A 14,879-nucleotide genomic window follows, 5' to 3' on the forward strand; every position below is an offset into this window, starting at 1 on the left:
TCAACGTTAGTCATATTTACTTGTTCTGCGCGCTTTATTGTATAAATAAAGGGCTGTGACAGCTGCGCTCAATATTCCGCAGATCATATCCATCATCGTATCGCTCAAACTACCGTTTTGTGAATGTAATCCGAAAAGATGATCTACTGTAAACTCATAAATCTCCCACAGCCCAGCCATGGCAACAGCAAACAGGAAAGCGAACCAGATGATGATGTTGGAAGGTACACCGCCCAGCTCTTTACGCTTAGCCATCTTGATCAAAATGAATTGTCCTACGAAGAATAGAATAACTCCGGACAGCAGATGTTCAATCTTGTCTAGATAAGGGATGAACGCATACATATTGAATAAATTGGCGAGCATCATCGTAATCGTGATAAAGATCAGCACCGAGAACCGCAGTGCAGGAGGCAATTCGCTTTTAGTCCATGTGATTAAGCCCCTAAAGAGTAATAGGACGACAATGATAAGACCCGCTTGAAAGGTTTTACCATAGTTCCCAATCACGCTAAAATAAACAAATGATACACCGCATACGATGTACAAAATCATTTCAAAAACATCATTGAACCTATACCTTCTAGAGGTTTCTCGCATAGCAGTTCCTTTCTGACTAGATCCGTTTAACTAATTATCACCCATTCAAAGCCACCCCATACGACAATCAAATCGGTAGCAACAAAAAGACCCCTGAGATATTCCCATAAGCGGGAATACACGGGGTCTTAAGCCAACCAATCAACCCAGATAGTTGCAGAGTTTTATGTAACCTTAACCTCTACATCGCTTTTTCAGCCAAATCGCTAACTAAATTTCTCATCCACTTGCGGGAGTAAATCCGGGCATAGCCAAAACCGAAGCGGACAAGCTCCTCCAGTGAGATGACAAGGTACACGAGGTAGACTGGCTGCTTCCAGACGTATGACAGCAGCAGCCCAGATGGGACCCCAATCAGCCACGTTGCTGTCGATTCCATGCTGAATACGAACTTGCTATCTCCCCCGCTGTTTAGAATGCCACCCGCTATAATCATATTAGATACTTTGACCCAAAGAAATCCAGCGAATACGATAACGATATACACACCCATTTGTTTGGCATCCTCGGAGATATTAAATGCGGATACATACAGCTTCGAACCTGCCGCAATGATAGCCCCTACAATTAGAGAGATAATAATACCAAGCCGAATGAATTTTTTCGCGTGATCGAGTGCGATATCTGTTTCGTTCGCGCCCAAACGGTTGCCAACGAGCACCCCGGCTGCACTAGCCAGACCGGATAATAAGCCGATACAAAGCCCTTGCAACGGGAAGGTAATGGTCATTGCTGTCATTTCCGTCGTTCCCATGCGGCTATAGATGATTGCATATGCCGTTTCACCCAACACCCAGATCAATTCCGTTAGCAACAGCGGATAAGTCGTTCCAAAAAACTTGCGGACGAGCGGTTTAGGAATGATGAACAAGTTCTTTAACCCGACAGCTCCCGGTAACCGATACCGGTACACGGCGCCAATGATCAATAAACATTCGATCACTCTGGAAACAAGCGTAGCGATAGCCGAACCCTTCAAGCCGAGTGCAGGAGCGCCGAAGTGGCCGAAGATAAGTACGTAGTTCAGTATTAGATTCAATCCAACTGCAATTAAGCTAACATACATCGGCCATTTGGCATGCCCGGTACTGCGCAAAATCGCCGAATACATCATCGTGAGCATTACAGGCACAAAGCCGATCGACATAATCTGTAGAAAAATGTACCCGTCATTTATTACATTCGCATCTGTAGTGAACATACTCAGAAAGAACGGCGAATCGATGAATACAGCCGCAGAGAACAGGAACGAGAACGCGAAGCCGACGATCAGACCGAGACCCAGCACCTGGGAGACACTTTTGGAATCTTTGTTCCCCCAAAATTGGGCAGCAAAAATAGATACACCTGTCGATAAACCGGCTAAGACAACCGCGATAATTCCGTATATTTTGGTGGACATCCCCACCGAGGCAATCGCCACATCTCCAAGCTGACCGACCATCAATTGATCCGTCAAATTGAGCAATGCCATCAGTAAGCTCTGAAGTGTGACGGGCACAGCTATTTTATACACACTTTTGTAGAAATTCTCTTTGTCTGACATGTATTGTTTACAACCCCCATATTCTTAATTTTTCCAGAATCCATAGCCTTTTGCAGTCTATGACCTTGTGAGAGGTCATACTACTTTTTTGTAGCGCATGAGCGTGTAATTATCTTTTGGCTGAATTTCTACAACTTTGAACTTTTTTGCAAAGCTCAATTGCTGGTACCCGTCTCCATCCACTAAAGTAATGTTCGTGGAGCCGCCTATAATGATCGGTAGCTGCATCAGAATAATTTCATCAACGATATCCTGATTGAAAATATGCCAGTTCAAAAATCCGCCGCCCTCGACCATCAGGCTAGTAATCCCATAATTTTTCTCAAGCTGACGTTCAAGCTCAACGAAATCGACTTTATCCTCGCCGCAAATGAGGCATTCCTTGCCTCTTTCCCGAATCTGCTTGATTTTTTCTTCATCCCGTCCTTTCTCGGTTGTGACAATAATCGTCTTCCCCTGATCCGAGAGAACATTGCAGTCTAGCGGAATATCCAAGGTAGTTGTCGGAATGATACGAATTGGATTTTTGTTCTCCTCATATCGATTAGTAAGAAACGGATTGTCTGTCAGGATCGTATTTTTTCCAACCATAATGCCCTGCACGTTCCCCCGAAATAGATGGATGAATTCCATATCCTCATTGGAAAACAAAGAAAAAAGCTCTTTACTCGAATTACCGGCTCCCATCGTGAGCTTTCCGTCAATCGAAATTTGGCTGAATATCGTTGTTTTCATTTGTTTTCTCCCCGTCTCTTATTAGCTTTTAAATGCGCCCCAAGATACTTGGAGACTTTGCTCTATTTTTTTAAGCGCTTGTTCAGGATTACTCAAGGGCAACTCGATAAGACCTGCATTCAGTGCCTCCCATACGTGGATCATGAAGGGGAAAGTCGGCATCGGCCTTGCTTGATCCAATAATGATAAAATCATTTTTTTGTTAGGTGCCGCAATATCAGTTAACCGTTTAAGTGTTCCTTCCTGTGCCGGAATCCGCTGCACATCCAGCGTCCACATAGTTTGGCATTCATCACTCAGCATAAAACGCGTGAATGATAAAATATCTTCCCGCTCCTCTGATGTTAACGAATGATTGGGATAGATCAGGCCGATGGAAGAAGTCATGGATAGCGATTGCCTCCCCTCGATAACCGGAAGCTGGCAAACCGCAAGTCTATGATTCATATGCTTATCCAGATGATTATAAATCCACTCGCCACAAATAATGGCGCCGATCTTACCATCAATGAACTGCTCTAGCAGTCCTGTAGAACCATCAAGACTTACAAGTACACCTTGATCCATCTTGTCGCGGATAAATTGTAGTGCCTGCTTCATTTCAGCGGTGATGATATTCGGCTTTCCATTCTGTACAGGCCAACCACCAAAAGCCGTAAGGAACGGAATAAACCAATAGCCCTGTTGTAAATCTGCGCCAATCGGCACGATACCTTGTGCGGATAACCTCTCAGCTTCCTGTTCGAACACATCCCATGTCGTCGGCGCACTAGTGAAAATTTCCGGGTTGTAGTATAGGACCAGATGATTGCCCCTCAATACCGGAATACCATACTGAACGCCATCCATTTGCATCGTTGAAAGGGTCCCTTCAGTCAACACATCATCGAGCAGCCCGCCAGGCACCTCGGAGTAGAGGCCATTTTCGACATAAGAGGACATGTCGGCGGGAACCATCGCCAGGTGCGGACCTTGGTGGGTATCCTTAATTCGGTTCAGGCGCGTAGTCAGCTCTGTAATATTCATCACTTGAGGTGTAACTTGTACGTCAAAGCGCTCCGTATACAGCTTGCAAATTCCCTCTAACACCTCAATCGAGGTATCTCCCGGACCATCAAACTCATGCCATAACACGATTTCCTTGTTTTTCTTTTCCATTGCAACCTCTCTCCCTTAACTAACTTGTCTATGATTGTTTACTAGCACTAGTGCCTGATTAGGCGCAAGCAGTAAGCTTTCGAACACCTGACCTACGCTGCTGTCCGTTAAGGAACTATCCAGTGTCACGGACATTGGGTATCGACCAGGTACGGCAGCCTTTAAATCGACTTGGCAGGAAGTATCAGCACTCAAGTTAAAGCAGCATAACAGCGTCCGATCCCCGTGCATATATCCGTACAGAACAGTACCCTCCGGGGACTGAGCCACGAAAAAATTCTCTGGCTGAACTAGCTGGCGCCAGTCTTTCTTGAATTCACTTAGCTCCGTCAGCAGCGGCAGCATCGGTGCAGGATTGGTCCAATTAATCTGCATGACGTTAAAAAAAGCACGAGAAATCTCTTCTCCGTTCGTGTTGTCTCCAAGGCCGCAGTTGAGGGGCTGCTCTTCATTCATTTCATAGCCCGTCGTCACATACGGAATGGCGTTCGGAAGAAATTGATTAAACACCGCGATCATTCGAGCAACGTCTATACCGCCACGGCTCGTGATCCGGGGAGTATCCGCCGTCTCTGCACAGGCAAACACATGAATGTTCAACTCCGGCAGCTCCTCTAAGAATGAAACGAGATTCTCCTTAGTAATCTGCGTCATAACGTTCCATCCGCTGCCTAGCATAATGTTGTAACCGGTGCTCGCTGCCTTCTTGTGGTTACGATTGAACAAATCTTCGCTGATCAAGATTGCATTCGGATTCAGCTGTTTAATCGTATTAAAAATTCGAGTCAGCAACGGTGTTGGAAGCACATGTCCGATGTCGATGCGAAAGCCGTCAATTCCATATTTTTTGAGATTAAACCGTACGGCCTCCTCCAGAACATCCCAGAGCTCCAAATTCGGCTCCTCTCCAGGATAGTCATTGCATTTAATCGTATCAAAAAGGACATATGGCGCCTGATCCGGACTTATAAGATGTCTCACTTGTGGAGAAAAGTCCTTGTATAAGCGTAAAAACGTAATGTCTGTCCAAATCGGCTGCACATCATTTATCCAATCCGAATGCGCTGGAGCAGTCGTTATCCCCATCTCTCGCTCCACCAAAGTTAATATCTCCTCCCCAGTTCTATCAGCCCTCTCTTTTAATTGCTGCCAAAGGATTGGATGAAGTTCATTGGGCGGCAGTGAGAACTTCCGCAGAAATGCTGCGGTCTCCTGGCTTTGATAGACCATCTCCAATTTATCAGGCGTACACTCCTCAAAAAACCCAAGCTCAGGGATCGGTGGCGGCGCAAAGCCTTCTAATTCATCCATCTTGATCCAATACACCCATTCAGGATGTTCATTAATGAACGCGCTGTTTTTCGCCGTTACACGGGGAATGAAATCAACAACCGTCTTAATATCAAGCAAATGACAAGCTTCTACCAAAGCGCTAAGCTCATCGTGGATCGTGAACTCTTCCATACCATCCAACAAGCTATCATGCAGGTTCTGGTCCAAGTGAAATAACGACTGCACCGCGTAAGGTGATCCGATATCCCCCTTCAGATTTAACTTGCTGTACTGGTTCACAGGAAGCATGTATAGAATATTAATGCCCATTTTTTTTAGCAGCGGTAGAAGAATAAGGAATCTTAAAAAAGTACCAGATTCGATTGTTCCATCATGGTTGTAATCCCAAGCCGTCGAATAGCGAATAAGCGAGGAATAGATCGCGCTGTCGTCCAGATTTGTGCGTTCCTTAAGCAAATACCTCCACGAAAGCTTGTCCACATACTTCAAATGCTCCGTCAAAAAATCATACGGATGTACACAGATTTCACCGTCTTTTTCAAAGAGAACACGCTCATACTGGCACTCATTCCACACTGCAGGGATCCAAATGGGCTCCACGTCTTTATCCTTGTGTGTAGACAAGTAGTCCTGAACTAGCCTAAATTTGCTGTCGTTGCTCATTATCAGTGCCACCTCTCATTGATTGTAGGATTTCGTTTAGGGAACAAAAACCGTCTTTACGGTTTCACTCCTAACCACCTTCAAAGAGTTCAACTCATAGCCGATCAACTCGTCTATCGCTGCTTCATGCTGACTGAGCCTAACTTTTCTAGTTACCAGCTTCTCCAGTTCAGGTGTTTCAGCGGCAAACCGCAAAGCCTCCTCGAACATGTAGCGGTATTCGCCTGCTGCAATAATTTTGATTGCAAGCTGTACGAATTTGGTAGGAGAAAAGGTATACCGGTACTTTGCATTAATACCAAAAGGAACGATGCGCCCCCCGCGCTCAATCCACTTCTCTGCCATTTCGAGCTGTGTCCCCACTGTGTCGATAATCAGATCAAACTTATGTCCCTCGCAGATTTCATCCACAGTAGCTTGATTTAATTGGGAAGGTGTCAGAGCGAAATCTGAAATCTCTCTGGCAAAAGCCAACCGATAGGGATTAATTTCTGTCGCCACCGTGAGCGCAGATTTGGATTTACTCACAATTTGACTTAACAGTCCCATCGGACCCGATCCAAGAATGAGCACCTTATCGTCTGCTGAGACGTTAGCCTCTTTGAAATTGTGCAGCACACAGGCAAGTGGCTCGATCAAGACTGCCGTCTCCCAGCTCATATGATCAGGAAGGAGGTGTGCAAACGTTTGTGCAGTAGCATAAAAAAAAGTGAATGTCCCGTTTCGATTCAATCCAGCAATAGGCATTCCATTTCCATCCTGACCCGTACATAGGTGCGGCTGTTCCTTCAAACAAAAATAACATTCATTGCAGCTTTGATTCGGATCGATAACTACACGGTCGCCCACCTTAACACGGTCAACGTTACTGCCGATTTCGACTACAGTCCCTACAGCCTCATGACCGCGAATGACCCCTGATACTCCTTCCTCTTTACCGGTTACGACTGCTAGATCTGTTCCACAAATACCTGTCATCTCAATCCGGATCTTAACTTCATCCGGGGCTGTGATCTGTGGCTCTTCCCATTCGCATAGTTCCAGCTTATGATTGGATGTCCACACCAGCGCTTTCATACGCATACTTCCTTTCTGTTTGTGTTATCCATATTCGCCCAGAATATATCATACCCACCATGTAAAAGTAAGGTGAATATTGTCGTAAAATGCTATAGCTTACATTTTTATATAAATTTCATATAAGTAAGCGCTTTAAAATATATTCAAACCGTTTCGATTCTTCTTATTCAAAATCAACTCTCTCCTCTTCCAACATGAAAAAATATGTTACTCTTACTGAGTACATGACTATTTATTCATTCTTATTGATAATAATTGTTTACTCTCAGAAATCTAAAGAAAAAGGGTGGTACATCATATGATATTTGCATTTCTGTGTATATTCGCTTTGTACGCGGCAACTAACTATTATATCGCGAGAAAGATTTTTAAATGGCTGCAACATATATTTCCAAATGTAAACGGGATTCTATATGGAGTCATCTACAGCTTATGTGCGTTAACAATCATAATTAATTTACTATTGTCCTCTTCAGCTATGACGACCGATTTAAGCATCGTTAACTTTTTGGGTCAATTCGGGGACTATTGGATGGGGATCTATTTCTATTTGCTCTTACTATTGATCCTTTCAGATATAATCTTACTGGTTAGTAAGTGGGTTAAAAACATCCCCTCTCCTACACCAGCGCGTGTTATTTTTCATACAAGATCAGTAGTGTTAGTTCTAGTCATAGGGTTAGTGTCTTATGGGATTTATAATGCGAATCAGTTAAAAGAAGTCACTTATCCGATCCAAATTCATAAAAACACCTCATTAGATCATTTAAATATTGTTCTGATCAGCGACTTACATTTGGGCTACATAAATGATGTGAAATTTATTGAAGACGTTGTTGATCGTATTAATGGATTACAGCCGGATATTGTGTTAATGACAGGGGATATCTTTAATGGTAACTACTACGCGCTCTCTAATCCTTCCAAAGGTATGGAGTTATTAAGTACCATTCAGTCCACCTATGGAGTTTATGCTTGCTTAGGCAACCATGATGCAGGACGATCATACGATGAGATTGTGAACTTTATAGATAAGAGTAATATTAAACTTCTAAATGATGAGCATGTTGTTATAGATAATCAATTCGTTGTTGTTGGTAGGAGGGATTCATCACCGATTGGCAATCAAGGAAACCCAAGAGCAATTACTTCCGAAGTGATGAGTAAGATTGATACAAATATGCCCGTTATCGTAATGGACCATCAACCAACGAATATGATTCAATACGGAGATGACGTCGATCTAATCATTAGCGGACATACGCATCAAGGACAAGTATTCCCTGGAAACCTAATCACCAACGCTATGTTTACAGTAGATTATGGCCACTATCAGAAGAATTCGAACAGTCCTCACGTCATCGTTACATCTGGTGCAGGGACTTGGGGACCGCCATTACGCATTGGCACGAATAGTGAGATAGCACTGATTAAGGCTGAGTTTAAATAATATGATTTTTTGAAAAAAGCGGACAGCCTTTGGACGAGAATTAACGTCCTAGACTACCGCTTTTTATTGTTTCACTCACTTCATTCTGACTTAGAATAGCTATCGGTTCCCCAAATCCTCCTGCAGCGTAGTCTAGCGCTTATAAATACCTTCTTTTATACATCAAGGTAATCTGCCCCGCTATGTATTCCGCACTATATTGGCTGCCATCCTTAATCCACCACATAATAATCCCAAGTAGTGATGCTGCAATTATATCAACAGAGACTACTTCTTTATTGGGGTCTATGTTTCTGGCGTTTCTACGTTTTTCGACAGTATTCTTTAACAGGTTGGTCAAGTGGTTTTTGAAGCCTTTGTGCTCCATCAATACAGCAAAAACTTTCCGGTATTCATAAAAATAATTTAAAAATGTGACCAGCTGCTCCTGTTCGTTGTTGCTCTTCATTTGTAATAGCGGTTCAACCTTCATGGACAGGTCATCAAAGATTTCATGTACAATCTGGCGCAATAAATCGTTAATATCCTCATAATGCAAATAAAACGTAGCACGATTCAGTTCAGCACGGTTGGCGATTTTTTGGACAGTTAATTGAGAAATCTCCACATTGTCGGCCAACAATGAAAAAACAGCATTCTTCAGCATCTTTTTTGAGCGAATGGCTCGTGGGTCAATTCTTTTATGTTCAGACATTTCATCCCTCTATTATCGTTTATGTGGCACTTCATAGACTAATTTACCCAATCTGTCGATTAGTCGACATTTTCAATAAAATTGCAAATAGGAATACTATTTAAATCCTGATATGATTCATTTTATTGACACTATGTCGAAAAAGCAATGAAGAGAGGACTACACCATGCAAGAAGACATTAAGAAAATTAATAAAGGGATCTTACTAACCATTTTAATTTTTGGTTGTTTCTTATCCACACTCAATCAGACACTTTTAAATGTCGCCTTAAGTAGTCTGATGGATGTCTTTGATGTTACGGCAACAACCGTACAATGGATTTCCACGGGCTTTATGCTAATCAACGGGATATTGATTCCGATTACAGCCTATTTAATGAAACGTTTTACAACACGTCAATTATTTATAAGTGCCATGTCATTTTTATTAATCGGTTCGATTATTTGTGCAGCGGCGCCGAGCTTTAGTCTACTCTTAATCGGACGAATGATCCAAGCTGCGGGTGCTGGCATAATAATGCCGCTCATGATGAGTGTTGTGCTCGCCATCTTCCCCGTTGAGAAACGTGGCAGTGCTATGGGACTGCTCGGACTGGCAATGATATTTGCTCCTGCTATAGGGCCGACTCTTGCGGGATTTGTTGTCGAATACCATTCTTGGCGCTGGTTATTTATCGGCCTCATCCCACTTGTTATCCTTGTTATAGCGTTGGCATTCAAGTATTTAGTGAATGTATCTGAGACCTCTAAGTCGAAGCTTGATGTGGTAAGTGTTCTTTTATCAACCGTCGGATTCGGCCTGATCTTATACGGCTTCAGTAGTGCAGGCAGTAAAGGCTGGGACGATGCAATAGTGATTCTGACCTTAGGGATTGGGATCGCTGTAACGGCTGTATTCTGTATAAGACAAATCAAGTCTGATGATCCACTGCTAAACCTGTCTGTCTTCAAAAATAAAGTCTTTACGATGACGTCTCTTATTAACGTATTGATCACGATGATGATGTACGCAGATATGATTTTATTGCCTATTTATCTGCAGAATGGCCGTGGTTTCACAGCGTTTGATGCAGGATTGCTCTTGCTGCCGGGGGCACTTGTAAATGCGTTCATGTCGCCCGTCACCGGAAAATTATACGACCGTTTTGGTGCCAAGCCGCTATTCATTATTGGTTTACTCTTTATTATTCCATCTATGTGGGCGGTAACCGATTTGTCTCAATCGACAACCTATATGTATCTAATGATTCGTACCATTGGTCTTCGAATTGGATTAAGCTTCATCACTATGCCACTCAATACAGCCGGACTAAATGCGTTGCCCAAACAACTAGGTACGCATGGTACAGCAGTGAACAATACCGTTCGTCAAATTGCTGGCGCCATTGGTACTGCTGTCGTAATTACAATTTATACCGTGCAGGCAACAAGTCATGCGGCCACAGTGATGCAGAGCAATCCCTCTACTACTCCTGAAATCCTTAAATCCCTAGCATCCATTCTAGGGGCGAGTGACGCCTATTACTTCATGATGATATTATCCATTGCCGCATTTGTTATAACATTATTTATGCCTATGAAGAGCAAGATCACGATTGAAAAGAAAGCAAACCTAGCTAGCGAAGAATAGACTCATAAAGTGGAACGTCAAAAGGACAGCTGCCCGCTGTCCTTTTGAATTATCCTCATAGCTATTTTCAGCTCACTAGCTTTGGTTTCAGCCCCGCATCCCTAGTAGCCGCTACTTAATGTCTGCCTCACACTAGCTTAATTACTTTTCCCCTTCTTACCTCTAATCGAATACAGGATAAATAATAAAACAAACCAGATCGGAGTACACAATAAAGCCGGGCGTGTCTCTCCAGCGAACAGCATAATGATCAGTATTCCAGCGAACAAGGTTAAGACAATATAATTAATAGCCGGTGTGAACGGTGCTTTGAATTTGGATTTCGCCTGTAAGTCTGGCCGGGTTTTTTTGTACTTAATATGGCAGATGAGCACAATGCCCCACACCCATATAAAACAAATGGCGCTAATCGTTGTCACGATTCCAAAAGCCTGCTCCGGAATAAGTTTACTTAAAAGAGCCCCTACAGATATAACAATTGTAGAAATGAATAACGAGTTACCTGGTACATGGTTTTTATTCAGTTTGCCCAAATGAGGTGACGCCTGGTTATTTCTACTCAAATTATAGAGAATTCGGCTTGTTGAAAACATCCCACTATTACAAGCGGAAGCCGCTGAGGTTAGTACAACAAAATTAATAATTCCTGCGGCAATTGGAATCCCTACTAAAGTAAAGGTTTTTACAAAAGGACTTTCTGCCGGACTAAGCTCCGTCCAAGGGTTAATGCATAGCAGGACGAAAAGCGCGCCGACATAGAAAAATAGAATCCGTAAAGGAATTTTATTAATTGCAGACGGGATATTTTTCTCCGGATCCGCTGTTTCCGCTGCTGACACACCCACCAACTCCACACCGACATAAGCAAATACAACCATTTGAAAAGAGAATAAGAAGCCTGATATGCCGTTCGGAAAAAAGCCCCCATGCTCCCATAGATTCCGTATCGTAACCGATCCTGCATCCGTCTTAAACCCTATGATCAGTAAAATGACCCCAAGACCAATCAAGGCGAGAATCGTAATTACCTTAATTAAAGCAAACCAAAATTCGAGTTCCCCAAAGCTCTTTACAGTTAATAGATTAAGTCCTAATAACACGACTAGACAGGCGATGGCAGGAACCCACTGCGGGATATCAAACCAATATTGTACATATACGCCAACAGCGATGACATCAGCCATAGCCGTCATGATCCAGCAAAACCAATAGGTCCAACCGGTAATGAATGCGACCCGTGATCCAAGGTAGTCTTCAGCAATATCCGTAAACGATTGATAGCCCGCTTTAGATAATAGGAGCTCTCCCAGTGCTCTCATCACAAAAAACACAGCAATACCCACGATTAAATACGTGATCATAATGGATGGGCCTGCCTTCTCTATCGCCTTGCCTGATCCCAAGAATAATCCTGTACCGATGGTGCCGCCAATAGCAATAAGTTGAACATGCCGATTAGCCAGCTCTCTCTTTAATTCTGGTTGTGCCATACCTAGTTCCCCCTTGTGAGTACAATAAATTGGAATAAAAAAAGAGAGATTGGATGTCATCCAATCTCCCAGATCGTAAGAATATCAAATAATATTTGCCTACTGATGTCGATCAGCATGACAAATATATATTCGTACTCTTCTGTCCTTTTGCCTGAGATTGTGAACCCTTCGGCGCCGCGGAAATTCCGCAGTCTCTCCAGAAGCTGCTCCAGCTAAAGTGTAATCCTTAGCCATCATAGCTCGTGAATTATGAAGTTGATAAAGCGGTAACGCAGTAAAGCTGTTCTGATATTCTAACATATTACTTCTGATGTGAGTGTTAATCTGTGATAAAAGTCTCAAGAATTTAAAGTAAGCCTCATGAACATACTACTTTTTGAAAAACAAAAAGCTAAAGGAGTATGCTAATGAAAGCCGCTGTAGTAAAACAATTTAAAGAAAAGTTAGAACTACAAGACGTACCTAAACCAAAACCCGGACACAAAGAAATTCTTGTCCACATTCAGGCGTGCGGAGTGTGTCATACTGATTTGCATGCTGCTCATGGCGATTGGCCTGTCAAACCGAAACTCCCTCTTATTCCCGGACATGAAGGCGTTGGGATTATTGAAGAAATAGGTGAAGGAGTTACACACTTAAAGGTAGGGGACCGAGTAGGAATTCCGTGGCTGTATTCTGCTTGCGGTCATTGCGAATATTGTCTCACAGGAAGAGAGACCCTTTGTCTGGATCAGCAAAATTCCGGATATTCCGTAAATGGCGGATATGCAGAATATTGTGTAGCAGCTGCCGATTATGTAGTGAAGGTTCCTGATAATCTAAGTTTCATCGAAGCGGCACCTTTATTTTGCGCTGGCGTTACGACCTATAAAGCTTTGAAAGTATCAGGTGTAAAGCCAGGTGAATGGGTAGCCATTTTCGGCGTCGGAGGATTGGGTCATCTAGGTGTACAATATGCAAAAGTAATGGGAATGAATGTAGTGGCCATCGACACTTCAGATGAAAAGATGGAGCTTGCCAAACAGCTTGGCGCAGACAAAACCGTAAACGCATTAAAAGAAGATGCGGCAGTCTGGATTCAAAAAGAAATCGGCGGAGTGCATGGTGTCGTTTGTACGGCGGTTGCAAAAAAAGCATTCGACCAAGCCTACCGGGCCATTCGTCGCGGCGGTACCTGCGTCATGGTTGGGCTGCCCCCTGAATCCATGGATGTTCCGATCTTTGATACGGTATTAAACGGTACAAAGGTAGTCGGTTCGATTGTCGGCACTCGCAAAGATTTGCAAGAAACATTGCAATTCGCTGCAGAAGGAAAAATCAAAACCATTATTGAGACACGTAAATTAGAAGATATTAATGAGATCTACGATCTGATGTTAGAAGGCAAAATCAATGGTCGAATCGTCCTTGATATGACGAAATGATCAATAATAAAAAGTATGCTACCATAATATTTATTGCAAGCCACAAAATTTGAGGTGATCGGAATGTTAGAGCGTTCTATGGAGAATGTAATGGAATCCGTGAAGGGAAGGAGTGATGCGTAAAATAAAAATGAAAAAAGGATGATTATGAAAATGAATAAGTACCAAACTTTAAATAGCGATGGATTTGAACTGAATTATTATGTAAAAGGAACTGGGAAACCTATTTTGGTGATAGGCAGCAGTGTTTATTATCCTCAACTATTCTCAGAAGATTTATATGATACATTTAGGATTTGTGAAGCCGCCCCGAACTCTACAACCGGAAGATTATAGATTGGAGAAAGTACTAGGTGATATAGAGACGGCAAGGCAAGATCTTAACTTAACAAATTTCATCTTATTAGGGCATTCAGGACATGCTTTCATGGCTTTGGAATATGCTAAAAAATATCCTTACCATGTCCAAAAAGTTGCCTTATTGAATTCAGCACCTACAAATAGCGAGGAAAGACAGCATCATAGTTTTGCATTTTTTAATGAGACAGCAAGTCCGGAGAGAAAAAGACAGTTCGAGAAGGATATTTCTTTGTTAGAAAGTGACATTCAGAAAGATCCTGAACGGCGATTCGCTCACATGTGTATTCGGATGGGAGCCCAAAGCTTTTATGACTATACATTTGACGCAGCTTACATGTGGGAAGATGTATATACGAATATGCCAATTATCGATTATCTGTGGGGAGAAGCATTCGGAGAATTGAATCTTATACAATCACTCGCTAACTTCAACAAACCAGTATTTATCGGTTTAGGCAGGTATGATTATTTGGTAGCGCCTGTTTCACTTTGGAATTCTGTTAATGAAACCTATAAGCACGTCAAAAAAGTGATCTTTGAGCATAGTGGTCACAACCCGATGTTTGAAGAACCTCGAACCTTTGACAATGAGCTAAGCAACTGGATCCTTGAGGACAATTGAGGCTTTCCTTTGTATAACGAAAAACACTAAGTTGATTCTTAGTGTTTTTTTATTTCTTGCTCTTTTCAGTTAAACCATACCTAAGTCGAACAGAGGATTATGATAACGATTTAATATTTATCGTATTATTC

At 42.6% G+C, this 14,879-nt stretch carries 11 protein-coding genes, 1 pseudogene and 1 riboswitch; of the genes and pseudogenes, 4 read left to right on the forward strand and 8 right to left on the reverse strand.

What is annotated here, in order from left to right; translation table 11 throughout:
• Positions 1 to 6: 6 nt before the first annotated feature.
• The 6 genes from ACN6MV_RS30790 to ACN6MV_RS30815 all read right to left on the reverse strand — a co-directional run bounded on the left by ACN6MV_RS30790 (position 7) and on the right by ACN6MV_RS30815 (position 7,072).
• Positions 7 to 555, reverse strand: a complete 549-nt coding sequence (locus ACN6MV_RS30790; protein ID WP_052414775.1) for a hypothetical protein — start codon at positions 553 to 555, stop codon at positions 7 to 9.
• Positions 556 to 781: 226 nt separating this feature from the next.
• Positions 782 to 2,146 (reverse strand): MATE family efflux transporter, encoded by a 1,365-nt coding sequence (locus ACN6MV_RS30795; protein WP_042131654.1) that lies wholly within the window; start codon positions 2,144 to 2,146, stop codon positions 782 to 784.
• A gap of 75 nt (positions 2,147 to 2,221) precedes the next feature.
• Positions 2,222 to 2,881 carry a dihydrofolate reductase family protein gene (locus tag ACN6MV_RS30800; protein ID WP_042131655.1) on the reverse strand — a complete coding sequence of 220 codons (660 nt, stop codon included), beginning with the start codon at positions 2,879 to 2,881 and terminating at the stop codon, positions 2,222 to 2,224.
• A gap of 21 nt (positions 2,882 to 2,902) precedes the next feature.
• Positions 2,903 to 4,039 carry a sugar ABC transporter substrate-binding protein gene (locus ACN6MV_RS30805; protein WP_419885479.1) on the reverse strand — a complete coding sequence of 379 codons (1,137 nt, stop codon included), beginning with the start codon at positions 4,037 to 4,039 and terminating at the stop codon, positions 2,903 to 2,905.
• A gap of 15 nt (positions 4,040 to 4,054) precedes the next feature.
• Positions 4,055 to 5,995, reverse strand: a complete 1,941-nt coding sequence (locus ACN6MV_RS30810) for an alpha-amylase (RefSeq protein WP_419885480.1) — start codon at positions 5,993 to 5,995, stop codon at positions 4,055 to 4,057.
• Between the two features lie 36 nt (positions 5,996 to 6,031).
• The gene (locus ACN6MV_RS30815; protein ID WP_076120396.1) at positions 6,032 to 7,072 is read right to left on the reverse strand and encodes a zinc-dependent alcohol dehydrogenase; all 1,041 of its coding nucleotides are present in this window, start codon (positions 7,070 to 7,072) and stop codon (positions 6,032 to 6,034) included.
• Positions 7,073 to 7,373: 301 nt separating this feature from the next.
• On the opposite strand from ACN6MV_RS30815, the gene ACN6MV_RS30820 reads away from it, so the two are divergent.
• Positions 7,374 to 8,525: a metallophosphoesterase gene (locus ACN6MV_RS30820; protein WP_419885481.1), complete on the forward strand. Its 1,152-nt coding sequence runs from the start codon at positions 7,374 to 7,376 to the stop codon at positions 8,523 to 8,525.
• Positions 8,526 to 8,664: 139 nt separating this feature from the next.
• Here ACN6MV_RS30820 and ACN6MV_RS30825 read toward each other — a convergent pair whose 3' ends face one another.
• Entirely contained in the window at positions 8,665 to 9,219 is a 555-nt protein-coding gene (locus ACN6MV_RS30825) for a TetR/AcrR family transcriptional regulator (protein WP_042131659.1), read from the reverse strand.
• Between the two features lie 166 nt (positions 9,220 to 9,385).
• On the opposite strand from ACN6MV_RS30825, the gene ACN6MV_RS30830 reads away from it, so the two are divergent.
• A complete protein-coding gene (locus ACN6MV_RS30830; RefSeq protein WP_076120398.1) occupies positions 9,386 to 10,849 on the forward strand; it encodes a DHA2 family efflux MFS transporter permease subunit in 1,464 nt (487 codons plus the stop codon).
• Between the two features lie 137 nt (positions 10,850 to 10,986).
• Here the strand turns inward: ACN6MV_RS30830 and ACN6MV_RS30835 are convergent, their stop codons facing one another.
• Complete coding sequence (locus ACN6MV_RS30835; protein ID WP_076120399.1) at positions 10,987 to 12,339, reverse strand: amino acid permease; 1,353 nt, start codon at positions 12,337 to 12,339, stop codon at positions 10,987 to 10,989.
• Between the two features lie 132 nt (positions 12,340 to 12,471).
• Positions 12,472 to 12,552, reverse strand: a riboswitch (glycine riboswitch).
• A 197-nt stretch (positions 12,553 to 12,749) separates the two neighbouring features.
• On the opposite strand from ACN6MV_RS30835, the gene adhP reads away from it, so the two are divergent.
• Entirely contained in the window at positions 12,750 to 13,766 is a 1,017-nt protein-coding gene (gene adhP, locus ACN6MV_RS30840; RefSeq protein ID WP_042131662.1) for an alcohol dehydrogenase AdhP, read from the forward strand.
• A gap of 153 nt (positions 13,767 to 13,919) precedes the next feature.
• A pseudogene (locus ACN6MV_RS30845) lies at positions 13,920 to 14,748 on the forward strand (alpha/beta fold hydrolase).
• The last annotated feature ends 131 nt before the right edge of the window (positions 14,749 to 14,879 follow it).

It is taken from the genome of Paenibacillus sp. B-A-8 (genome assembly GCF_048572915.1).
Taxonomy (GTDB): domain Bacteria; phylum Bacillota; class Bacilli; order Paenibacillales; family Paenibacillaceae; genus Paenibacillus_AQ.

Excerpts from the sequence above, each read along its gene's own strand:
- ACN6MV_RS30790 (WP_052414775.1), bottom strand. The coding sequence starts at position 555 with ATGATTTTGTACATCGTATGCGGTGTATCATTTGTTTATTTTAGCGTG.
- ACN6MV_RS30795 (WP_042131654.1), bottom strand. The coding sequence starts at position 2,146 with ATGTCAGACAAAGAGAATTTCTACAAAAGTGTGTATAAAATAGCTGTG.
- ACN6MV_RS30800 (WP_042131655.1), bottom strand. The coding sequence starts at position 2,881 with ATGAAAACAACGATATTCAGCCAAATTTCGATTGACGGAAAGCTCACG.
- ACN6MV_RS30805 (WP_419885479.1), bottom strand. The coding sequence starts at position 4,039 with ATGGAAAAGAAAAACAAGGAAATCGTGTTATGGCATGAGTTTGATGGT.
- ACN6MV_RS30810 (WP_419885480.1), bottom strand. The coding sequence starts at position 5,995 with ATGAGCAACGACAGCAAATTTAGGCTAGTTCAGGACTACTTGTCTACA.
- ACN6MV_RS30815 (WP_076120396.1), bottom strand. The coding sequence starts at position 7,072 with ATGAAAGCGCTGGTGTGGACATCCAATCATAAGCTGGAACTATGCGAA.
- ACN6MV_RS30820 (WP_419885481.1), top strand. The coding sequence starts at position 7,374 with ATGATATTTGCATTTCTGTGTATATTCGCTTTGTACGCGGCAACTAAC.
- ACN6MV_RS30825 (WP_042131659.1), bottom strand. The coding sequence starts at position 9,219 with ATGTCTGAACATAAAAGAATTGACCCACGAGCCATTCGCTCAAAAAAG.
- ACN6MV_RS30830 (WP_076120398.1), top strand. The coding sequence starts at position 9,386 with ATGCAAGAAGACATTAAGAAAATTAATAAAGGGATCTTACTAACCATT.
- ACN6MV_RS30835 (WP_076120399.1), bottom strand. The coding sequence starts at position 12,339 with ATGGCACAACCAGAATTAAAGAGAGAGCTGGCTAATCGGCATGTTCAA.
- adhP (WP_042131662.1), top strand. The coding sequence starts at position 12,750 with ATGAAAGCCGCTGTAGTAAAACAATTTAAAGAAAAGTTAGAACTACAA.